The sequence below is a fragment of the Pseudarthrobacter sp. GQ63 genome, from assembly GCF_059758765.1.
On sequence record NZ_JCAXEF010000002.1, the window covers coordinates 60,091 to 80,399 of the forward strand.

20 protein-coding genes are annotated in these 20,309 nt (G+C 64.8%); 6 read left to right on the plus strand and 14 right to left on the minus strand.

What is annotated here, in order from left to right; translation table 11 throughout:
* Window positions 1-5: 5 nt before the first annotated feature.
* The 3 genes from AC6CHP_RS04760 to AC6CHP_RS04770 all read left to right on the plus strand — a co-directional run bounded on the left by AC6CHP_RS04760 (window position 6) and on the right by AC6CHP_RS04770 (window position 1,655).
* A complete protein-coding gene (locus tag AC6CHP_RS04760; RefSeq protein WP_498228342.1) occupies window positions 6-455 on the plus strand; it encodes a hypothetical protein in 450 nt (149 codons plus the stop codon).
* A gap of 112 nt (window positions 456-567) precedes the next feature.
* Complete coding sequence (locus AC6CHP_RS04765) at window positions 568-810, plus strand: hypothetical protein (protein WP_188729916.1); 243 nt, start codon at window positions 568-570, stop codon at window positions 808-810.
* Window positions 811-926: 116 nt separating this feature from the next.
* On the plus strand, window positions 927-1,655 hold the full coding sequence (locus AC6CHP_RS04770) for a PspA/IM30 family protein (protein WP_190611916.1): 729 nt from the start codon (window positions 927-929) through the stop codon (window positions 1,653-1,655).
* Between the two features lie 297 nt (window positions 1,656-1,952).
* Here AC6CHP_RS04770 and AC6CHP_RS04775 read toward each other — a convergent pair whose 3' ends face one another.
* Both AC6CHP_RS04775 and AC6CHP_RS04780 read right to left on the minus strand, forming a co-directional pair.
* Entirely contained in the window at window positions 1,953-2,123 is a 171-nt protein-coding gene (locus AC6CHP_RS04775) for a hypothetical protein (protein WP_498228343.1), read from the minus strand.
* A 281-nt stretch (window positions 2,124-2,404) separates the two neighbouring features.
* A complete protein-coding gene (locus tag AC6CHP_RS04780) occupies window positions 2,405-2,893 on the minus strand; it encodes a DUF6326 family protein (RefSeq protein ID WP_498228344.1) in 489 nt (162 codons plus the stop codon).
* A 163-nt stretch (window positions 2,894-3,056) separates the two neighbouring features.
* Between AC6CHP_RS04780 and AC6CHP_RS04785 the strand changes: the two genes are divergently transcribed.
* The 3 genes from AC6CHP_RS04785 to AC6CHP_RS04795 all read left to right on the plus strand — a co-directional run bounded on the left by AC6CHP_RS04785 (window position 3,057) and on the right by AC6CHP_RS04795 (window position 5,817).
* A complete protein-coding gene (locus tag AC6CHP_RS04785; RefSeq protein WP_427117220.1) occupies window positions 3,057-4,205 on the plus strand; it encodes a sensor histidine kinase in 1,149 nt (382 codons plus the stop codon).
* Complete coding sequence (locus tag AC6CHP_RS04790; protein ID WP_498228824.1) at window positions 4,202-4,849, plus strand: response regulator; 648 nt, start codon at window positions 4,202-4,204, stop codon at window positions 4,847-4,849. Before AC6CHP_RS04785 ends, AC6CHP_RS04790 begins: the two co-directional genes overlap by 4 nt.
* A 620-nt stretch (window positions 4,850-5,469) precedes the next feature.
* Entirely contained in the window at window positions 5,470-5,817 is a 348-nt protein-coding gene (locus AC6CHP_RS04795) for a lytic transglycosylase domain-containing protein (protein WP_498228345.1), read from the plus strand.
* A 17-nt stretch (window positions 5,818-5,834) separates the two neighbouring features.
* Here the strand turns inward: AC6CHP_RS04795 and AC6CHP_RS04800 are convergent, their stop codons facing one another.
* The 12 genes from AC6CHP_RS04800 to AC6CHP_RS04855 all read right to left on the minus strand — a co-directional run bounded on the left by AC6CHP_RS04800 (window position 5,835) and on the right by AC6CHP_RS04855 (window position 20,256).
* Window positions 5,835-7,391 (minus strand): glycoside hydrolase family 32 protein, encoded by a 1,557-nt coding sequence (locus AC6CHP_RS04800; protein WP_498228346.1) that lies wholly within the window; start codon window positions 7,389-7,391, stop codon window positions 5,835-5,837.
* The gene (locus AC6CHP_RS04805; protein ID WP_498228347.1) at window positions 7,388-8,482 is read right to left on the minus strand and encodes an ATP-binding cassette domain-containing protein; all 1,095 of its coding nucleotides are present in this window, start codon (window positions 8,480-8,482) and stop codon (window positions 7,388-7,390) included. Before AC6CHP_RS04805 ends, AC6CHP_RS04800 begins: the two co-directional genes overlap by 4 nt.
* Window positions 8,479-9,441 carry an ABC transporter ATP-binding protein gene (locus AC6CHP_RS04810; RefSeq protein ID WP_498228348.1) on the minus strand — a complete coding sequence of 321 codons (963 nt, stop codon included), beginning with the start codon at window positions 9,439-9,441 and terminating at the stop codon, window positions 8,479-8,481. The genes AC6CHP_RS04805 and AC6CHP_RS04810 overlap by 4 nt, the downstream gene beginning before the upstream one ends.
* Window positions 9,438-10,376, minus strand: a complete 939-nt coding sequence (locus tag AC6CHP_RS04815) for an ABC transporter permease (RefSeq protein ID WP_188729899.1) — start codon at window positions 10,374-10,376, stop codon at window positions 9,438-9,440. Before AC6CHP_RS04815 ends, AC6CHP_RS04810 begins: the two co-directional genes overlap by 4 nt.
* An 11-nt stretch (window positions 10,377-10,387) precedes the next feature.
* Window positions 10,388-11,365, minus strand: coding sequence for an ABC transporter permease (locus AC6CHP_RS04820; protein ID WP_377191908.1), 978 nt, complete (start codon window positions 11,363-11,365; stop codon window positions 10,388-10,390).
* A gap of 141 nt (window positions 11,366-11,506) precedes the next feature.
* Window positions 11,507-13,183, minus strand: a complete 1,677-nt coding sequence (locus AC6CHP_RS04825; protein WP_498228349.1) for an ABC transporter substrate-binding protein — start codon at window positions 13,181-13,183, stop codon at window positions 11,507-11,509.
* A gap of 78 nt (window positions 13,184-13,261) precedes the next feature.
* Window positions 13,262-14,332 (minus strand): LacI family DNA-binding transcriptional regulator, encoded by a 1,071-nt coding sequence (locus AC6CHP_RS04830; protein WP_498228350.1) that lies wholly within the window; start codon window positions 14,330-14,332, stop codon window positions 13,262-13,264.
* A 153-nt stretch (window positions 14,333-14,485) separates the two neighbouring features.
* A complete protein-coding gene (locus tag AC6CHP_RS04835) occupies window positions 14,486-15,442 on the minus strand; it encodes a carbohydrate kinase family protein (RefSeq protein WP_498228351.1) in 957 nt (318 codons plus the stop codon).
* A gap of 29 nt (window positions 15,443-15,471) precedes the next feature.
* Window positions 15,472-16,989 carry a glycoside hydrolase family 32 protein gene (locus tag AC6CHP_RS04840; protein ID WP_498228352.1) on the minus strand — a complete coding sequence of 506 codons (1,518 nt, stop codon included), beginning with the start codon at window positions 16,987-16,989 and terminating at the stop codon, window positions 15,472-15,474.
* A gap of 23 nt (window positions 16,990-17,012) precedes the next feature.
* The gene (locus tag AC6CHP_RS04845; protein ID WP_104187425.1) at window positions 17,013-17,924 is read right to left on the minus strand and encodes a carbohydrate ABC transporter permease; all 912 of its coding nucleotides are present in this window, start codon (window positions 17,922-17,924) and stop codon (window positions 17,013-17,015) included.
* 8 nt (window positions 17,925-17,932) lie between these two features.
* Window positions 17,933-18,862 (minus strand): carbohydrate ABC transporter permease, encoded by a 930-nt coding sequence (locus AC6CHP_RS04850; protein ID WP_377191920.1) that lies wholly within the window; start codon window positions 18,860-18,862, stop codon window positions 17,933-17,935.
* Window positions 18,859-20,256: an extracellular solute-binding protein gene (locus tag AC6CHP_RS04855; protein WP_498228353.1), complete on the minus strand. Its 1,398-nt coding sequence runs from the start codon at window positions 20,254-20,256 to the stop codon at window positions 18,859-18,861. Before AC6CHP_RS04855 ends, AC6CHP_RS04850 begins: the two co-directional genes overlap by 4 nt.
* Window positions 20,257-20,309: the final 53 nt, after the last annotated feature.

Genomic DNA, 20,309 nt, shown 5'->3' on the forward strand with positions numbered 1-20,309 from the left:
GGGGGATGAGCGGACAGCAGCGGGTCGTCCTCGACGCCTCCTCGTTCATCAAGGGCTGGCTGATCGCCACCACGCTCTGGGTGGGCGCCATGCTCACCGTTGCCCTCTTCGTGCTTGGTGTGCCGACGGTGCGGGACGGCGAAGATGCCGGGTACCTCTGGGGCGCCGGACTCTCCCTGGCCTTCTACGGGTACGGGATAGCCCTGGTGTTCGCCGCGCCCCTGGCGTGGGTACTGGCTTACCTGCTGCGCCCGGTACTTGAACAGTGGATCCATATTGCGGCGTTCTTTGTGGTGCCGACACTGGCTTTCTGGGCCGTGGCCGGGCTGCTCGGCTTCGGATGGCACCCCGGGTGGCTGGGGCTCTGGGCGACCGTCGGTGCGGCCTCAGCGATCGGGCGCTGGTCCATCGGCAGAGACGCGCGCGTATCCGAGGCAGAAGACTCGCATACATGACATATGGGTGGTAAGCCCGACCCCAGGGAACGCCCCAATGGGGCCCATCTTGCTGGCAGTACCCGCACGGCTAGGATCTAAACGACGGGGGAGGCCCCGGATTGGGGGAGTCATGAAGTTGATCATCGTTGCAATTGCAGCCTGGGTTCTTACCGGATTGATTGCAGTTTTGGGCGTTAGCGCCGGTGCCACGATCTGGTTCTACATGGAACCGGTAGTCGATTCCGTACCTGATCCGGCAAGCTACTTTGTTGCCGTCGCGGTCGGGTTCCTGGCTTTGTTCCTTAGCTTCATGATCAGCATCGCCATTACTGTCCACGCTGCTCAGTGCAACTCCAGACAAAACGTCCTCTGACCGGCATCAGGACGCCCGGCAGGCAGCGGGAGTAACCGGGCCGGTGGGTCCGGGGAGTGGTCCCGGCGGCGCCGTACACATAAAATTCGAATTCCACCCCCTATAGAAAGACCCCCGTGAAGCAGAGTATTTTCGCCCGCGTTGCCCAGCTCGCCAAGGCCAATATCAACGCCCTCCTGGACTCCGCGGAAGACCCGCAGAAGATGCTGGACCAGATGGTCCGGGACTACTCGGCCAACATCCGCGAAGCCGAAGCCGCCGTCGCGCAGACCATCGGCAACGTCCGCATGGCCGAAGAGGACTACAGGCGGGCCGTGAACGACGCCAACACCTGGGGCAACAAGGCCATCGCCGCATCCCGCAAAGCTGATGAGTTCCGGGCCGCCGGGAACGGTGTGGACGCCGACAAATTTGATGCCCTTGCCAAGCTCGCTCTTCAGCGGCAGATGACCGCCGAGTCGACGGCCAAGGGGCAGGAGCCCGGCCTGGCCGCGCAGAATGAGATCGTCGACAAGCTCAAGGGCGGGCTCGACCAGATGAAGGGCAAGCTGCACGAGCTGACCGCCAAACGCAACGAACTGGTGGCCCGGTCCCGGACGGCAGCCGCCCAGTCCCAGGTCCACGATGCGCTCAAGTCCCTGGACGCTGGCGACCCGACGTCGGCCATCGGCCGGTATGAGGAGCGCATCCGCCGCCAGGAAGCCACGGTCCGCGGCCAGCAGGAACTCGCCTCCTCATCCCTGGATGCCCAGTTCGCCTCCCTGGAAGACCTCGGTGAGCAGACCGAAGTGGAAGCACGGCTCGCCGCCCTCAAGTCCATCGACCGGAAAGCCATCGACGACTAGGAACGGCTCCCTCAAGGGCCCTGGATCTGAACGGCCGGGCCCTTGGTGTTGCTGCGGCGCGGGCAACCGAGTGGGCGCCTATAAAACTGCATAAAGCGGTATCCGCCGGTGCGCGGCCGAGAGGATTGCTGCCGGCGATCTCGAAGATGGAGCCAGGACCGAGGCCCAGGAGTAGCCAGTCCGGCACCTATTGCGGACTGTGGCCCTATTCTCGGCGGACCGCATTACGAAGAACGCAGCAGCCTAGCCGTGCGAGCCAAAGCGGAGGACACGCCCGCCGGTGGCACCCAGCCTCGGCTAAGCCGCTCTTTCATCGGAGCTTTGGATCTCCGCATCCTGGACTGCTCGCCTGACGTGGGCTGACGGCCGGCGCCGGGCTTTGACCAGAACAATCAGCATGGTCACGATGGTGACCGACCAGGCAATCGCGGCGAGGAACACCAAGCCGGTTCCCACTAAGGGGTGCATACCGAAAGTCTAGGACTGTGCCGCTTTCATTCTCGGACGCAACTCCGCAGCATCAGGGCCGGAATTTGCCCACGTAGGGACCAGAAGTCAGCGGACAAGCCTCCGGGCACGAAAAAGGTGCGCCCCGTTCGCTGAGCGCACCCTTCTCGATTCCCCTCACAGTCGCATCCCCATCCGACTGTAACCATCATAAGCATGCTTAGGATTAAGTTCGCAAGCCCAAGGTCCTCACCGCGGCACCGGGGCAGAGGGCTCCGAACAAGACGGGGACTGCTCGTGGTTCACGCTTTCTGCTGGGCGTGATCGGCCTCATGCCTGGTCGGCGTGGTCGCCGACGGTGCGGTGCGGGGCCAGGTCCAGGCGGAGCGCAGGATGAAGGCCAGGAGCAGCACCTCAATTGTGATGTGGAAGCCGTAGTAAAGTGCCCAGTCCGAGGACGCACCTGCAGCGTTGAACACCGTGACGGGGATGTAGAGCGTTGCCACGATGAAATTGATAGGGCGGTTCACCCGGGCGGGCAGCGTCATGGAGAGCATCACCATCAGGGCCGGGATTCCTATGACCGCGACGAAAATGGTCATCAACGTCGGGGTGATGTCGAATTCAAAGATGCCGCCACCCCGGATTTGGTCGATAGCGCCGGGCTGGTAAAGGTGGAAGTAGTCGACGTAGATGTAGAAGAACATCAAGCTGGTCCAGGCGGCGGCGAGCTTGGCTTGCACCGGGATCCGCTGGTCTTCCAGTGCGGTGGTGGGTTGACGTGTTCTCATCATGGGCTCCGTTGTTGTGGTCAGGATCGGTAGTTCCACGATGGCTGAGCCCGGCGGCGGGGCACATCGGCCCGGAGGCTGGAGTTTGCCTGGCCGATGGCACGGTCTCCCTCTCGTGCTTTCGGCTGATCCGCCGCTGCCACTCTGGTTCTAAGCTGGACAGATGGTGACGAAGGCGCTGCGCTCGTTATGGGCTGAGCCTCGGCCGGCGAATCCGCCGCGGCGGGTGTGGCGGGATGGGGCGCTCGTCGCGGTGCTCCTGGTGTGGTCGGTGGTGGAGGCGGTGCTCCGCGAGGACATCATGTGGCGCCCGCTGGTGCTCGCCGCCGTGTTGGTGGTCCTGGCTCCCTTGTGGTGGCGCCGCACTCACCCTCTGGCGGCGGTTACGGTCTCCTTTGGCACGCTGACGGCTGTCGACGTCGCGAGGATCCTCGCGGGCGAGGATGCTGGTCTCTTGACGAGCATCGGGGGCGTGCTCGTCTTGGCCTACGCGCTGTTCCGGTGGGGATCCGGACGGGAGGCCGCGATCGGCCTGGTGGTCATCCTGGTCTGGCTGGTCATCACCCACATCGCCGACCCGACCAGCCAGGCAGATGTGGTGGGTGCATTCGCCTTCTTCCTGTTCGCCGCAGCCCTGGGCGCCGCAATCCGTTACCACGCGTACGCGCGCACCCGCGACATCGACGAGGCCAGAGCACGGGAGCGAGAGCAGCTGGCGCGTGACCTTCACGACACGATTGCCCACCACGTTTCCGGCATCGCCATTCAGGCGCAGGCCGGACGTGCCGTCGCAACGTCGCACCCCGAGCGTGCCACTGAGGCCCTTGTTGTCATCGAGGACGCGGCCTCAAGAACGCTGACCGAGTTGCGCTCCATGGTTGGTGTCCTGCGCGCCTCCGAGGGGGTGGACTTCGCGCCGGGCCCGGGCGTTGCTGACCTCCCTCGGCTTGCCGGTCAAGCCGAGGGAGGGCCACGGGTCGACGTGGAGCTGTCCGGTGAGCTCGACGATCTCAGCCCCGTGGTCGGGGCCGCGCTCTACCGCCTGGCCCAGGAGTCGGTCACGAATGCGCGACGGCACGCCCGCTGCGCGACGCGGGTAGCCGTCCGAGTCGTGGGTGACGCCGAGCAGGTGCGGTTGACGGTCGATGATGATGGTGCCGCCAGCACGGCCGGCGGGGGCCCGTCGGGCTACGGCCTGGTCGGAATGCGGGAACGCGCCAGGCTGCTGGGCGGCACGTTCCACGCCGGCCCGTCCGCGGGTGGTGGGTGGCGGGTCGAGGCGATGCTGCCCCGAGCGGGCGCTCCCCGATGACCATCCGGGTGCTCATCGCCGACGACCAGGACATCGTGCGCACCGGCCTGACGATGCTGCTGAACGCCCAGCCCGACATCGAGGTCGTGGGCGCCGCTGCCGATGGGCGCCAGGCGGTGGGCCTGGCGCGTCAGCTGCACCCGGACGTGTGCCTGTTCGACATCCGCATGCCGCTGATGGACGGCATCGAAGCCACCCGCCAGCTCGCCGGACCCGACGTCACGGACCCCCTGCCGATCGTGGTGATCACCACTTTTGACCTCGACGAGTACGTCCATGGGGCGTTGAAGGCCGGTGCCCGGGGCTTCCTGCTCAAGGACGCCGGACCTGCGCTGCTGACCCAGGCGATCCACGCTGCAGCCGACGGTGATGCTCTGATCGCTCCTAGCGTGACCGTCCGCCTACTTGCAACGTTTGCCAGGTCGCAGAAGGGACCATCCGCGCAGCCAATAGAACCGCTCACCTCCCGTGAGGAGCAAGTGCTCCTCCGCGTGGCGCAGGGCCGAACCAGCAGTGAGATTGCCACCGATCTCCACATCAGTCCCAGCACCGTCAAGACCCATCTGGCCAGCCTGATGCGCAAGCTCGGCGCGCGTAATCGGGTGGAGCTCGCCATGTGGGCTCATGAGACAGGCCGCACCTGAGGTTGGGGCGGGGGCCGTAGAGGCCAGCGTCGCGGGGATCAAGAACCGAGATCCAGGAAGGCCAGGGGCTCGAGCAGGGCACCGGGCAGCAGGAAAGCCACGGTATGCCGCAACGTTGGGAGGGTTTCCGGCCGGGCAGGAGATACAGGCCCCGATCAGTGCCGCCGGTTGAGCCCGTTGTCAATGGTGGGGGCTTTGGATGGTTTGATTAGTCGGTGCTTCGTCTCAGACGCCTCCTGGTCCTTGTCCTGTTCGCGGTTTGCGCCATCACCGCGTCCTTTGTCTGGGCGCTTGGGCAACCTGCCGCGAACGCTCGTGGTGCCTTTTCTCCACCGCCGAGGGCCGAGGCTGAGCTCGAGGTGCTGTCCTCCGGTATGACCACCGCTGTGAACGTGACCAGAAACCCGAATGCCGCTTGGGTATTCTGGGCTGCAGGGCAGACCGGAATCCCTGAACGCGCGCTGCGGGCGTATGTTGCCGCCGCCGTGAGCGTGAATGCTTCTGCTCCGGCGTGCGGGATCGGTTGGAACACTCTGGCGGCAGTGGGTTTCGTTGAAACAGCCCACGGGACGTACGGCGGCGGTAGCCTCACCGCTTCGGGGCAAGGGAGCCGTCCGGTTATGGGCCCGGTTCTCAACGGTGCCGGGTTCGCCGCCATCGCCGACACGGACGCAGGTCTCCTGGATGGGGATGCCCGCTGGGACCGTGCCGTGGGGCCGATGCAGTTCATTCCTTCCACGTGGCAGCTCGTAGGGCGGGACGGGAACGCGGACGGAACGGCGGATCCCTTCAATATCGACGACGCCGCCCTTGGTGCGGCGATTTATCTGTGTGCCGGCGGCCGGGACCTCACAACCGCGGAAGGGTGGACCGAAGCGATCTACGCCTACAACCAGTCCGATGCCTACATCCGGAAAGTGCATGATGAGGCCAGGGCGTACGCCGCGAAGGCAGGCGCCGCGGGATGAGCCCCAATGCTCCCGGTTCAGGGAAAGAGGCTCCGGGCTCCGTCAAAAATGTCGGCCATGGTCCATGCGTCGAGGGAGAGTACCTGCGCCGTGCCTTCGGCGGCAAGGCTGACGTATTCCCCGCCCAGGGTGGGGTAGACGCGGGCGGTGAGCGCTATCCCGTTGGCAAAAATTTCGACGGCGGACCGGTCCAGGATGACGCGCAGGTGCACCCGTCCTCCGGGCATGGGGACAGGTCCTGACTTGTCTTCCGCATCAACGGCTGGATCAAGGCTGCTTCGAGTGCGGTCCAGACGGAGCGTGCCATTGCCGGCGCCGTCAGCCGTCCTTCGCACCTCGATGACCGTTTCCTCGGCGGGGCTGCCGGAGGCGGCTCCGCCAGTGGAACCCAGTACACCGAGCCGCACCAGAGCGCCCGGTGCCAGCTGGAGGTCCAGTTCGAGGTCGAGTTGCTTGCCGGACAAGCCGGTTTTCAGGGGTTCCAACAAAGCGCCCAGCACGTGTCCGGGCAGGCTGACGTGGTCACGGCGCAGCTTTTCTAGCTCCGGTACGGGTGCGAAGCGGAGGGTCCCGTCCTCCGCCGCCGTGACGGTTCGCGGCAGGCTCATCACCCCTGACCAGCCGGCCTCCACCATCGCGGCATCGCTTCGGCCCTCCTGCATCCAGCCGAACATGACGCGCCGGCCGGACTCATCCTGGAATGATTGCGGTGCGTAGAAGAAGCGGCCTCCGTAGTCGAGCCGGTGCAGGGCCGCGGGCTCGAAGCTGTCCCCGGCGTATCGGCCGGTCCAGTACAGCGGGTGGCGGGTGTCGCCGTCGTTCCAGGCGGAGAAGACCAGCACATCCGGCGAGCCGTCGGCAGGTGCAGACCCCAGCGAACCGTGGCCCGCCCGGAAAAGGTCCACGCATTCCCACATGGTCCCCGTCCAGTCAGTGTCCGCAGGGTCGCCCTGCGAGGCATCGCCGATGAACAACGGCCCGATGTAGTCCCACCTCCGCAGGTCCGCTGACTCGTACAAGAACGCTGTACCGCCGCGCTGGCGGATCCCCGAACCCACCAGTTGCCGCCACTTCGTTCCTTCACGCCAGACGCAGTGATCACGGTACGCCGTGACGTCTACTCCAGCCGGCGGCGCTGCGATCACGGGATTTGCGGGGTCCTTGGTCCAGTTCAGAAGGTCCGGGGATCCTACGGCGACGCAGGGTAGCTCCCTGTCCTCGAAGCGCCCCGAATACACCAAGGTGGGCGTACCGCCGTCGTTCACCAGGACCCCCGACCAGCAGCCCTCGGCGTCCGGTCCTGCAGACGGTTCCAAGGCAACGGGCTGGTCCGTCCAGGTGACGAGGTCCGTGCTGGTGGCGTGACCCCACTGGATGCGGTGGTGGAACGCGCCCTCCGGGTTGTACTGGTAGAAGAGGTGGTACGTGCCGTTCCATTGGCTGACGCCATTGGGATCGTTCAGCCACCCGGCCGGTGACACGAAATGGAAGCGTGGCCGGAGCGGGTCGGCTTCGGCCCGGGCAACCAACTCGTCCTGTGGAACGGTTGCGAGCGGGTGGGTCAGTTCAGTCATGCGGAAGCCTCTTCTTGAGCGGACGACGCCGGGCGGTTGGATTGGGTTGGTTCGCCCGCCAGGGCATGGCCGGCGGCGCCGGCCCACGGCCGGTAAAGGTGGCAGCGCACCCAGTGGCGGTTTTCGGGGTCTCCAACCTGGTGGCGCACGGGTTCTTCGGCCGAACAGGCCTGGTTCGGGTCGCCGTCGAAGGCGCACGTGGTCGAAGCCATGACGGCCTGCCGCAGTTCGGCCCGGCGGACGGGATCGTACGAGCCTGCCCGTGCGGGGTCCGGGACAGCGGAAACCAGGAGTTGCGTATAGGGGTGTGCGGGATTGGCCAGCAGGTCCAGGGACTCGCCTTCCTCAACGAGTTCACCGGCGAACATGACTGCCGTGCGGTCCGCCAGGTAGCGTGCGGACGCGAGGTCGTGGGTGATGTAGAGCATGGAGATGCCCTGCTCGTCCCGGAGCTTGCGCATCAGGTTCAGCACACCGATCCGGACCGAAACATCAAGCATGGAAGTGGGCTCGTCGGCCAGGATAACCTGTGGTTCAACGGCGAGGGCCCGGGCAATCGCAACGCGCTGGCGTTGACCTCCGGAAAGCTCGTGCGGATACGAGTTCAGCATGTCAGCCTGCAGGCCAACAGTGGTCATCAGCTCTTCGAGCCGCCGCACGGTCTCCTCCGCAGAACCGCCGCCCTTGCCGTGGATCGCCAGCGAACGCCGCAGGAAATGCTCGATCCTGTGGGCCGGGTTCAGCGAACCGAAGGGGTCCTGGAAGACCATCTGCAGCTGGGACCGGAACGCACGCGACGCCTGGAACCGATCGCGCTTGAGGATGTCGACGCCGTCGATCAGGATCGCGCCGCAGGTCGGCTTCTCGAGCCGGGCAACGCAGCGGGCCAAGGTGCTCTTGCCGGAACCGGACTCTCCCACGAGCGCGACGATTTCGCCGCGGTTGATTGTCAGGTCCACACCGTGCAGGGCGCGGACCGACTCCCGGGAGAACAGCCCTCCAATGGGGAACGACTTGCCCAGGCCACGAATTTCAAGGGCCGGAGTGCGTGTGGCGGACGCAGCCACCGTGGATGTCAGGGAGTGGCTCATCGTGCGGCTCCTGCCAGGTCTTCGGAATCAATCACTGCAGCGTTGGCACCAAGCGGAGCCACGAAGTGGCCCGGTGCCGCCTCGGTGAGGTCCGGGATGTTCCGGAACTTCACGCCGTCGGGCAGTCCCGTCAGCGGAACCCGCGGGCCGGTGAGCGGCGGGAACGCGCCCATCAGCGCCTGGGTGTAGGGGTGGCGGGGGTTGGTGTAGACGTCCTGGGCCCTCGCGGTCTCCACGATCCGGCCGCCGTACATCACGGCCATGCGGTGGGAAAGTTCCACCATGAGCGACATGTCGTGCGTGATGAACAGGACGGAGAAGCCGAGCTCGCGCTGGAGTTCCTTGATCTGGGCCATGATCTCCTGCTGCACCACCACGTCAAGGGCGGTGGTGGGTTCGTCGAGGATCAACAGGGACGGCTTGAGGGCCACGGCCATGGCAATCACGGCCCGCTGCCGCATGCCGCCCGAGAGCTGGTGCGGGTAGGACTTGAGGCGTGCGGGGTCGATCCTCACGAGTTCCAGCAGTTCAGCCGCGCGCCGCAGGGATTCCTTGCGGGAGTAGCCGGCGTGGGTGGTGAAGATGTCCACGATCTGTTCGCCGATGGTCAGCACCGGGTTGAGCGAGTTCATGGCTGACTGGAAGACCATGGCCACGTCCTGCCAGCGGAAGCGCCGCAGCTCCTCCGGGCTCATGGCCAGGACGTCCTTGCCGCCGAAGGAAATGCTGCCGCCTGCGATCTTCGCGGGATCCTTGAGCAGCCGCATGATCGAATTGGCAATGGTCGATTTTCCGCAGCCGGATTCCCCTGCGAGACCGAACACCTCACCGGTGCCGATGCTGAAGGAAACGCGGTCCACGGCGGTGGTGTAGCGGGTGTCGCCGATGTACTTGACGATGAGGTCCTTGACGTCCAGGACGGGTTCGTGGGAGCCGAAGGACACTTGGGAGATGGTCATTTGGAGGCGCTCCTTTCGGTTTCTTTCGGGGTTTTGATCTTCCGCAGCCGCGGGTTGGTGACCTCGTCCACTGCATAGTTGATGAGGGCCAGGGCGAAGGCGACCAGCGCGATGCAGACGCCCGAGGGCACGAACACCCACCAGCTGCCAGTCAGCAGGGCGCCTTCGTTGCCTGCCCAGAAGAGGTTGTTGCCCCACGAGACGGTGCTGGCATCGCCCAGACCCAGGAACTCCAGGCCCGCTTGGGCGCCGATGCCGTAGATGACACAGGCCAGCAGGGTGCCCATGACGATCGAGGCCATGTTGGGCAGGATTTCGCGGAACATGATCCGGCCGGCCCGTTCGCCGGACACCACGGCCGCGGCCACAAAGTCCTTGGAGCGGATGGACAGGGCCTGTGAACGGAGGACGCGTGCCGAGCCTGCCCAGCCGGTGACCACAAGGACAAGAATCACTGTGCCCAGTCCCGGGGGGAGGAACGCGGCCAGGATGACCAGCAGCGGCAGGCCGGGAAGGAGCAGGAAGACGTTGGTTACCAGGGACAGCGCTTCGTCGATGAACTTGCCGAAGTACGCCGAGGCAAGTCCCACCAGGATGCCGATGAAAGTGGACGCGAAGCCCACGGTGAGCCCCACGAAGAGGGAACTCCGGGAGCCGTGGACGGTCAGTGCGAGTACGTCCTGTCCCTTGGCGGTGGTTCCCAGCCAGTGCTCGGCTGATGGTTCCAGGGAGGCCATGGCGGTGATCCGTGATGGGTCGCCGGGAAAAAGTACCGGTGCCAGCAGGGCAAGTGCGAGGAAGACGAGCATCACGGCCATGCCTGCCAGGGCTTTTTTGTTGGTGAGGAGGCCGTGGACGAAGCTGCGGTTCGGCTTGCGGGCAGCTGGGGTTTTGTCGGCCGTTGTGCCGGGTTGCTGCAGGATTGCGGTTGTCATGATCGCTTCCTCTAGTTGCTGCGCACGCGCGGGTCGAGGCGGACGTAGAGGATGTCCACCAGGAAGTTGGCCAGCAGCACGGCGGCGGTGATGGTCAGGAACAGGCCCTGCATGAGCGGGTAGTCGAGGCCCTGGACGGCGTTGAGGAGTTGGTATCCGACGCCGGGGTAGGCGAACACCACCTCGGTGAGCAGCGCACCGCCCACCACGAACCCCAGTCCCATGCCGAAGCTTGTGACCGAGGGGAGCATGGCGTTGCGTGCTGCGTAGCGGAGCATGATGCGGCCCGGGCGGAGTCCCTTGGCTTCGGCCATGGTGATGTAGTCCTCGGAGTTGGTGGCGATCATGGTGTTCCGCATGCCCAGCATCCAGCCGCCGATGGAGACCAGCACGATGGTCAGGGCCGGAAGCACCAGGTGCGCGCCGACGTCGCCGATGAACTCCCAGGTGAACCCGGGCTCCAGGCCGGCGGTGAAGGCGTGGCGGATGGGGAACCAGTTCAGTACGACGCCGAAAAGGTACAAAGCGCCCATCGCGAGCCAGAAGTACGGGAACGAGCCGATGAACACGAGCAGCGGCGGAAGCGCGGAGTCGATCGCGCCCCCGCGCCGCCAGGCGGCGAGGACACCCAGCAGGTTACCCACGACGGCGGCAATCACCAGTGCAGTCCCGCCGAGCAGGAGGGTCCAGCCGATCTGGGACGCAATGACCTCGGTGACCGGGGTGGGGAAACGGGAGATGGAAACGCCCATTTGCCCGGTGAAGATGTTGGTCATGTAGCCGATGTACTGCTCCCAGAGGGGCCGGTCATCGACACCGAGCAGCTTGCGCAGGGCCTCGATCTGTTCCGGCTGCATTCTGTCCTGGGTGCGGGCGAACATACGCGAGACGGGGTCCCCGGGCATGAAGCGGGGGAGCAGGAAATTCAGGGTGATGGATGCCCAGAAGGCGATCAGGTAGAAACCCAGGCGGCGCAGGATAAAGCGCACGGTTTCCCTCCATTTCGGGAATTGCGGAAAGTTTGGGGGCTGGCCGCCGGATGATCCGGCGGCCAGCAGTGGTGCGTGATGGGCCCACGCCGCCGAGGGTTCCCTGGCCGAAGCGGAGCGAGGCTGGGGCGGCGGTGGGGACTACTTGCGCGGTTCCAGCGTGGTCAGGACGAGCACCGTAGAAGGTGAGCGGACCGAAAGGGTTGCGTAGGGGTTGTCCTCGGTGGGCCAGCCGGTGAAGCGGGTGTCGTTGAAGGCGCCCCACTCCGGACCGGAGAACAGCGGCACCAGCGGTGCTGCGTCGTCGTATTCTTCCTGCAGCTTGTTGGCGATGTCCTTCTGCTTGGACTCGTCCGACTCCGCCGCGAACTCGGCCAGCAGGGCGTCAGCCTCGGCGTCGCCGAAGCGGTGGTAGTTGTCGAATGTCTTGGTGCCCACGGGCTTGACCGTGGCCGTGCCCATGGAGGAGTTGAAGTACTTGTACGGGTTGGGGTCGTTGGCGCTCCAGACGATGCCGGAGTCGAAGTCGCCCGTTTCGTAGCCGGCAACCACGGCAGCCCAGTCCGGGGACTCCACCTTTGCCGTGACGCCGACTTCTGCCAGGTTCTGCGCGATCACGTTGGCCACGGACAGCCAGTCGGAAGAGGATGCGCCCACGGAGATCTTGAATTCGAACGGCTTGCCGTCCTTGAGCGTGCGTTTGCCGTCGGCACCCTTCGGGTAGCCCGCCTTGTCCAGCAGCTCATTGGCCTTCTGGACGTCCAGCTTGGTCCAGGTGCAGTTCTCCTTGACCTCGTTGTTCTTCCAGGTCTCGTAGTTGCCGGAGAGCCCGGTGCAGTCCGCAGGCTCGGCGTAGCCGCTCATGCCGATCGTGGTGACCTGCTCCCGGTCAACGGCCATGCTCAGGGCCTTGCGGACGTCAACATCGTTGAAGGGCGCCTTGGTGGTGTTGAGCTGCCAGTTGATCATGGCGCCCGTGGCCGGGAACCAGTAGTGGCGGTGTTCCTTGTCCTTGGAAACGAACGTCTTTTCGATGTTCGGGATGTACTGCGGGGCCCAGTCCACATCGCCGTTCGCGGCGGCGAGGTTGGCGCCGTCGTTTCCTGCGAAGGCAAGCATCTTGATACCGGCGATCTTTTGCTTTTCCGGCTGCCAGTAGTTGGGGTTTTTCTTCAGCACAAACGACTGGGCCTGGAAACTGTCAACCTCGGTGTAAGGGCCTGTGCCGACGGGCTTGGCATTGGCCTCCTTCTCCGGATCGGCGAGGGCGGACCAGATGTGCTTGGGCAGGATGGTGAGGTGCCCGACGTCGTACAGGGCCGGCGACCACGGCTTGTTGAAGGTGAAGGTCACTTTGTTGGTGCCTTCGGCGCTCACGGTGTCCAGGTACTCGAAGCCACCCTTGATCTTCTTCTGGAGCTCGAAGGTGTAGGCGACGTCCTCGGCCACGAAGGGCTGGCCGTCGGACCACTTAACGCCGTCGCGCAGGGTGAAGGTGATGGACTTGCCGTCGTCGGCGGCCTTCCATTCAGTGGCCAGCCACGGCACGGTGTCACCCTTGGCCGGGTTGAAGATCAGCAGCGACTCGTAGATGGATTGCTGGACCATCGGGTTGACGGTGGGGGCGAACGGGTTGAAGTTCTGCACGAACGTGCCCATGTCCTCACGCGGAATGGTGAGGAAGGCGCTGGCGTTGGCTGCGGCGTCGGTGCCGGCAGCCTTGTTGCCGTTGGCCGCACAGCCGGTCAGCAGCAGTGCGCCTACCGCCAGCCCGGCCGCCGTGGTGCGGGCAGCCCTCAGGAATCGGGGTTGTGTCATGATGGTTATCTCTTTCCTATCTTCATCAGCAAGGTGAAGGGGTGGGGGAGGGGTTGCTCTTCGAAAGTGATTTCGCGGTCAGACCGAAGAGCGTTCTAGCAGCGGACAGCCGACCAATTGCTGGTCGGCAATAATCGGCTGTCCTGCTGTCAGAGCTGCGAGCGTCTGGACTCCCAGGGCGCCCATTTTTTCAAACGGCAACGCAACCGTGGTCAGTTTGGGCCTGAGGTAGGCCGCAATCAGTTCCTGGTTGTCGAAGCCAATCACGGCGATGTCTCCGGGGATGGTCAGGCCCCGTTCCTTAATGGCGTCGTAAGCGCCCATCGCCATGCGGTCGTTAAGGCAGAACAGCGCTGTTGGCCTGTCCTCCTGCGGGTAGCGGTCCAGGATGCGGCACGCGGCCTCATACCCGCCGTCGGCCGTTGCATATCCGGGCACCACGAGCTCCGGGTCCAGCTCAAGTCCGGCGTCGGCGAGTGCTTCGCGTGCACCCTCCAAGCGCCCGATTGCTGCCGGAATGGCCGGGTCCAGGTTGATGACTCCGATCCTGCGGTGGCCGGCCCGGAGCAAGCGTTCGACGGCGGTGCGGCCGCCGGCGCGTTCGTCCGGGACGATCGAGGGCAGCTTCCCGTCGGCGTCGAAGCAGTTGATCAGGACGGTGGGTACTTCCTTGGCGCTTTCGGGCACGTGCACGCCACGGTGGAATGTGGCTGCGTACAGAAGTCCTTCCACGCGCTGCTCCAGCAGCTTTTCCGTTGCGGCGTCTTCCAGGCCCTGGTTGGGTCCTACGGCATCGGCCTGGTCAGAGGGGGCGATAAGCAGGAACTTGCGGTCGAGCCAGGCCTGGTCTTGTGCACCTTTGATGATGTCGACGGCGAACGGTGCCGTGACGATCTCGGTGACAATTCCGTACCAGTCACTGCGCTGGGATGCCAGTGCACGTGCTCCGGCATTCGGGCGGTAGCCCAAGGCCTGGACAGCTTCGTTGATCCGGGTGCGGGTTTCCTCGGAGATACTGGCATTTTCGCGGTTGCTCAGCACGAACGAGACTGCGGTCCGGGAAACCCCCGCGTGCTTGGCAACATCATTCATGGTGACACCCCGCTGCCGCGCAGCCCCGGCATGGTTCGAGGTGGTGGTTTTCGCCATTGAATGCTCCGGTGATAGTCGGTGGTGCTGCCACATAGGTAACGCGCGTTACTTGCGCATATAGAAGAGGTTACGCGCGTTACTAGATCTGTGTCAAGGGTTACATTTCCCGGCGTGAAGTCCCGTGCGCAGGGCGCCGCACGGAGGTACGTGCTACGCGTGCGAATGCAGCTGGGGCTGATGCTGAAGCTGTGTGCGGAGTTCGTCTTCGGTTGGGGGCCGGGCGCCGGCCCGGGATACGGTGATCGCGGCCGCAGCGGCCGCCGTGCACCCCAGCTGGTGGAGGACGGAAGGCGCCAGGCCGCAGGTTCCGCGGGTGAGGAGTCCCAGGATCAGGGCCGACATGTAGGAGTCGCCGGCGCCGATGGTGTCAACCACGGAGGTCTTTTCTGCAGGAATGCTGAGGGTGGTGGTGGATGTGGCAAGCAATGAGCCCGATGAGCCCCTGGTAATGACTGCCAGCTCCGCCCCCAGACCCAGGATGTGCGTGGCGGTTTCCTCCAAGGCGTTCCTCGGGTAAAGCCATGCGGCGTCCTCGTCACTGAGTTTGACGACGCTGGTGAGGTGCACCAGTTCCTCGAAAGTGTGCCGTGCCTCGGCTTGTGTTCCGAGCAGGGCTGGCCTGATGTTGGGATCGTAGGTGATGATGCACTCGCTGCGGAGTTCCTCAAGCATGGCTTTGACGCCGACGGCGCCCGGTGACAGGAAACTCGCGATCGAACCGGTGTGGACGAGCTTGGGCGGAGTCTGGGTAAGATCCAGCGGTTCCACATCCCAGGTGATGTCGAAGGAGTAGCTCGCCGAGCCATCGCGGGCGATGGTGGCGGTCGCCGTCGACGTTCTCTCCAGCGACCGGGAGCCGGGCAAGAGCATCACCCCGGCACCGGTGAGGTGCTCCTCGAGTGCATCACTACGGCCGTCAGTGCCCATGGACGTGAGCAGTCCGGTGCTCACCCCCAGGCGGGCCAGGCCGTAGGCGACATTGGCCGGTGACCCGCCGGGATGTTCATTGGTCCCCTCAGGCGTGGCGACGACGTCCATCAGGGCTTCCCCGATAACGACGACGTCCAACGCCTGCCCGGGAGCGTTCGGGTTCCCGTTGTTGTGCATGTCTGTTGTTCCCTTGCTTTGGTGCTGCCCTACCCGAGCTGCGTGGCCTGGAGGCTGTTCATGGTCGCCGTGCCGCCGACGGCGTATACGGCGACGTCGGTGCTGTTCTCCGCCGGGAAGATCAGTTCGGTCATGGTGACCTGGCCGTCCTGGGCAAAGACTTCAACGGAACAGCGGTCCACGTAGATGGTGAGGTCGTAGGTGCCCTGCTTGGCCAGGATGGGAGCGGTGTCAATGGAGCTGAAGGACGTGTGGAAGTCTGTCCTGCCGGATTCGCGCCGGTCCACGAAGAGTGTGGCCTGCCCGGGCCGGATACCCACGCGGGTTCCCTTCGCACCGTCTCCACGCAGGATGAGGCCGAATTCCTCTGCGCTTCCGGGGGTGAAGCTGACGTCGATGCGCTGGACGGCGCCGGACGCGCCCGCCAGGACCTGCGCGCCGTCGTCGATGGTGGTTCCGGAAAGGTGGAACGGCTCCGTGCCAGCCAGGTCATTCCAATCGCCCGCGGGCTGCTGGACCAGGCACAGTCCTCCGTCGCGGGCCTGGAGTGTAATTTCGCGGGCGAGGCTCATGGGGCTGCGCCAGGGCGTGGTGGGGATGTGGTTGGCGTATTCCCAGTTGTTCATCCAGCCGATCATGAGGCGGCGGTTGTCCGGAGCGTCGCTGAAGGAGACGGCGGCATAATAGTCGCGGCCCCAGTCCAGCCACTGGTATTCGCCGAGCCGGGCAGGGTCCTGGATGCCCTCGGTGACGGTGCTGGCGGAGGTGAATGTGGTTCCGTCGAAGTCACCGATGAAGTATTGGCCGGCTGAGCCGTTGTTGGGACCGCCGGGGTTGAGGTTGACGGTGAGGACCCACTTAACGTTGTCCTGGTCGCCGTCCACGGGCAGGGGAAACAGGTCCGGGCATTCCCAGACCCCGCCGGTGGCGTTTGCCGGCCCGAAGGTGCTCAGCAGTTCCCAGGACTGCAGGTCGCGGGATTTGTAGAGCACCACCTGGAAGTCTGTGGCTTCGACGGCGACCATCACCCAGTAACTGTCCGCGCCGCCGTCGTACCAGATGACTTTGGGGTCCCGGAACTCGGCGGACCCGCGGTTAAGGACGGGGTTGCCCCCGTGTTTTGTCCAGCTGTAGCCCCCGTCCAGGCTGTAGGCCAGGGACTGGGCTTGGACGCCCTCGTGCAAGGAGCCCGGTTTGAAGGCGCTGGTATAGATCGCCACGAGGGGTCCAATAAATCCGTTGCCGAATCCGCTGGTGTTGTGACGGTCATGGACGATGCTGCCGGAGAAGATGTCTTCGTTTTCGTCGCAGGCGATGGCGACGGGGTGTTCGGTCCAGGTCAGCAGGTCGGTGGAGGTGGCGTGGCCCCAGGACATGTTTCCCCAGACGTTTCCCAGTGGATTGTTCTGGTAGTAGAGGTGGTAGACGCCGTCGTGAAAGATCAGGCCGTTGGGGTCGTTGAGCCAGGTGTCCTTGGCGGTGTAGTGCAGGACCGGGCGGTAGCTGTCTGTTGTGGCTGCCGTGCTGGTCGAGGTGAGTGTATCCATGGGGTTCCTTTTAGAAGTATGTGTTATTTGCTCGCGCCGGCTGTGAGGCCTTCGCGCAGGGTGCGTTGGCCGAAGATAAACACGACCAGTGCGGGCAGCATGGACAGGATTACGCCGGCGAGGACCACCGATATGCTCCCGGTGCCGAGGTTGCCTTGGAGCGTGACCAGGCCGAGGGGGAGGGTGAAGTTCTGTTCGCTGATAGTGAGGATCAGCGGCCGGAAGAACTCGTTCCAGTGGAAGTTGAAGGCAAGGATCCCAACGATGGCCATGCCCGGGACCGCCAAGGGTGCGTAGACGGAACGGAAGATCCGCCATGGTCCGGCACCGTCCAGGGCGGCCGCTTCCGCAAAGTCATTTGGCAGGCCCAGGAAGTATTGGCGCATCAGGAAGGTGCCGAAGGCGGTGGGAATGGCCGGCAGGATCAGGGCCAGCAGGGTATCGGACAGGCCCATCCCACGGATGAGCATGAACACCGGAACGATGGTGACCTGCACCGGAACCATCATCGTGGCCAGCACCAGCGAGAAGATGGCCTTCCTGCCGCGGAAGTCCAGGCGGGCGAAGGCGTAGCCGGCAAGCGTGGCGGAAGCCATCTGGCCAAGCGCGATCAGCCCGGTCACCAAGGCGCTGTTCAGGACCAGGAGGCCGACGTTGATCTGCTTGAACACCTCCTGGTAGGCGGTGAAGTCAGGGTTGATGGGCAGGAAGGACGGTGGCAGGTTGAAGGATTCCGACGGCGTCCGCAGCGAAGTGGACAGGGTCCACAGGACAGGGCCGAGGGTCAGCGCCGCAGCCACCGCTAACGCGGCATACCTGCCGACGGTTCCTGCCGCGGGCAGGCGGCGGTTGCGGTAGGGCTTGCGGGTGGCCGGTGTGCCGGAGCTGGAACCCGAATGCGCGTCGGTCCCGGTGTGAAGGGTCTGGCTGGACATAAGGGACCTCACTGGTAGAAGACGAAGCGGCGGCTGAGGCGGAATTGCAGGGCGGTGACGGCAAGGATGAGCACGGTCAGGACCAGGCCGATGGCCGAGGCTTCGCCGAATTCCAGTTGCTGGAAGGCGGATTCAAAGATCACCATGACGGCGGTGCGGGTGGAATCCCCTGGACCGCCGTTGGTCAGGACGTACGGCTGGTCGAAGACCTGCAGAGCACTGATGATCGCCATGACGGAGGCGACCAGCACGGTGGGGCTGATCAGCGGAAGGGTGACGTTGCTGAACTGTTTCCAGCCCGTGGCGCCGTCCAGGTTTGCTGCCTCGTGCAGTTCTTTCGGAATGTTGCTCAGGGCGCCGAGGAAGAGGAGGAAGGAGAACCCGAAGTTCTGCCAGACGTACACCAGGACGACGACGGCGGCGGAGGCCACGGGACTGGTCAGCCACGGGACGGCGGGAATGCCGATGAGCGACAGGAGCCAGTTCACCACGCCGAACTGTTCGTTGAACATGTACCGCATGAAGATGGACACCGACGCGGCGGACAGCACCAGGGGAAAGAAGAAGGTGGAACGGAGGAAGACCCTGAGCCAGGACGGCATCCTGGCCTGGAGCATGGAAGCCAGGCTGAGTGCGATGCCGAGTTGAAGGATTACTGCGACGACGACGAACACGATGGTGTTCACGAAGGACACGCGGACGGTGGGGTCCTGGGCCAGGGAGGCGAAGTTGGCGAAACCGACGAACTGGGGTGCTGAGATGATGTCCCAGCGGAAGAAGGCCAGGACCAGCGAGCCGATGATCGGCAGGAAGGTGAACAGGGCCATCCCCAGCAGCGTGGGTGCCAGGAAAATCATCGCCAGCCATCGCTCGACGAACGAGCGGCGCGCGGCCGGTGGCTGTACGGTGTGGCGCGTGGCGGCGGAAGTGGTGGTCATGTGTTCCTCCTGAGGGCCAGTTCGAGATCACGCTGCAGGGTGCCCATCGCTGTCCGTACGCCGGCGGAGCTGCCGCTGACAGCGGTGGAAACATTTTTCATCAGGGCAGTTTCCACGGCGGCCTGCTGCGGCGGCGCGGGGATCGGACCGGAGGTGGGGAACCTGTCCAGGGTGTCGTAGAAGACCTTCCAGTGCCGGGGCCCGGTGGCGGCATAAAAGGACTCGTTCACCATCGAGCGGCGGGTGGGAGTGGTGTTCGGCTTGGGAATGGCCAACTGCATCGCTTCGCGGCTGGAGCAGAACTTTACCCATTCCCAGGCTGCGTCCTTATCCTTCGCCGTGCGCATGATCGCATAGCCGGCAGCGCCGAACTGGTGCCGCTGGGTCCGCCAGCGGGGGAAGAACTGTACATCGAACTGATCAGCCGTCATGCCCGCATCATGCAGGCCCTGAGCCCAGTAGCCACCCGCCGGCGTGGTGCCGATGCGGTTGTTCCCGAACAAGCCAACCAGGGCGTTGCCGCCCCCGGATTCAGGCCGCACGCCCAGTCCTTCGGCAACAAGTTCGCGCAGGTAGTCGAAGGTCTCGACAACCCGCGCGTCCTCGGCGTTGGGGGCCAGCCACTGGTACCCGCCGCCGCGGGTGGCCCGGGCAGGGTCCTTGGGGTAAAAGCGGTCCCACAGCCAGTCACCGCCGGAAGCCTTGCTTTCGGTGAGGAAGCTGGTGTCGTTGGCGTACAGCCACGGCACTACTCCGCCAAAAAGACGGTTGGTCCAGTAGTACGGGGTGAAGTCCGCCGGCCGTGCTTTCCGCAGGGCGCGCAGGGTGGCGCTGAAGTCATCCTGCGTCCAGTCGTCCTTCGGCCGGTCAAGGCCGGCCTGGGCGAAGGTGGTGGTATTCAAATACATGTTCGCCGCGTTCCAGTCCAGCGGAAGCTGGTACAGGCTTCCCTGGTACATGAAGGCTTCCAGGAGGCTCGGATGAACGTCATCGAAGTAGTCGCCCATATCGGCAGCATCCCGGCGGACATAATCATCCAGCGGCTCGGCGAGCTTGTCGGCGAAAAGCTGGGCGCCCTCCGTGGCCACGTAGACGACGTCCGGCGGCGTGCCGGCCGCCACCATGGTGAGGATTTTGGAAAAGAAATCCTTCCAGTCCGCGCCCTGGATGGCCTGCACCTGCACCGGGATATCCGGATTGGCGGCGGTAAAGGCCTGGACCAGGCCCTGGCGGGCCGCGGCGTCCGCTGCAGTTCCAAGGATGGCGATGTTCAGGGCCTTGCTGCCACGGCCCGGTATGTCAGTCCCGGTAAGTCGGGGCCAGGCTCCTACGGTAGCTCCCGCCACGGCCAGTCCGGTAAGGCCGAGCATGGAACGCCGCGTGAGTTGTGACATTCCGCTGCCGGGCCGCGGTGCATATGAGGGGGCTGGTTGCCCCGGTGTCTTCT

What these genes read in the sequence shown, in the direction of transcription:
- AC6CHP_RS04760 (WP_498228342.1), top strand. Translation starts at nt 6, where the DNA reads ATGAGCGGACAGCAGCGGGTCGTCCTCGACGCCTCCTCGTTCATCAAG.
- AC6CHP_RS04765 (WP_188729916.1), top strand. Translation starts at nt 568, where the DNA reads ATGAAGTTGATCATCGTTGCAATTGCAGCCTGGGTTCTTACCGGATTG.
- AC6CHP_RS04775 (WP_498228343.1), bottom strand. Translation starts at nt 2,123, where the DNA reads ATGCACCCCTTAGTGGGAACCGGCTTGGTGTTCCTCGCCGCGATTGCC.
- AC6CHP_RS04780 (WP_498228344.1), bottom strand. Translation starts at nt 2,893, where the DNA reads ATGAGAACACGTCAACCCACCACCGCACTGGAAGACCAGCGGATCCCG.
- AC6CHP_RS04785 (WP_427117220.1), top strand. Translation starts at nt 3,057, where the DNA reads ATGGTGACGAAGGCGCTGCGCTCGTTATGGGCTGAGCCTCGGCCGGCG.
- AC6CHP_RS04790 (WP_498228824.1), top strand. Translation starts at nt 4,202, where the DNA reads ATGACCATCCGGGTGCTCATCGCCGACGACCAGGACATCGTGCGCACC.
- AC6CHP_RS04795 (WP_498228345.1), top strand. Translation starts at nt 5,470, where the DNA reads ATGGGCCCGGTTCTCAACGGTGCCGGGTTCGCCGCCATCGCCGACACG.
- AC6CHP_RS04800 (WP_498228346.1), bottom strand. Translation starts at nt 7,391, where the DNA reads ATGACTGAACTGACCCACCCGCTCGCAACCGTTCCACAGGACGAGTTG.
- AC6CHP_RS04805 (WP_498228347.1), bottom strand. Translation starts at nt 8,482, where the DNA reads ATGAGCCACTCCCTGACATCCACGGTGGCTGCGTCCGCCACACGCACT.
- AC6CHP_RS04810 (WP_498228348.1), bottom strand. Translation starts at nt 9,441, where the DNA reads ATGACCATCTCCCAAGTGTCCTTCGGCTCCCACGAACCCGTCCTGGAC.
- AC6CHP_RS04815 (WP_188729899.1), bottom strand. Translation starts at nt 10,376, where the DNA reads ATGACAACCGCAATCCTGCAGCAACCCGGCACAACGGCCGACAAAACC.
- AC6CHP_RS04825 (WP_498228349.1), bottom strand. Translation starts at nt 13,183, where the DNA reads ATGACACAACCCCGATTCCTGAGGGCTGCCCGCACCACGGCGGCCGGG.
- AC6CHP_RS04830 (WP_498228350.1), bottom strand. Translation starts at nt 14,332, where the DNA reads ATGGCGAAAACCACCACCTCGAACCATGCCGGGGCTGCGCGGCAGCGG.
- AC6CHP_RS04835 (WP_498228351.1), bottom strand. Translation starts at nt 15,442, where the DNA reads ATGCACAACAACGGGAACCCGAACGCTCCCGGGCAGGCGTTGGACGTC.
- AC6CHP_RS04840 (WP_498228352.1), bottom strand. Translation starts at nt 16,989, where the DNA reads ATGGATACACTCACCTCGACCAGCACGGCAGCCACAACAGACAGCTAC.
- AC6CHP_RS04845 (WP_104187425.1), bottom strand. Translation starts at nt 17,924, where the DNA reads ATGTCCAGCCAGACCCTTCACACCGGGACCGACGCGCATTCGGGTTCC.
- AC6CHP_RS04850 (WP_377191920.1), bottom strand. Translation starts at nt 18,862, where the DNA reads ATGACCACCACTTCCGCCGCCACGCGCCACACCGTACAGCCACCGGCC.
- AC6CHP_RS04855 (WP_498228353.1), bottom strand. Translation starts at nt 20,256, where the DNA reads ATGTCACAACTCACGCGGCGTTCCATGCTCGGCCTTACCGGACTGGCC.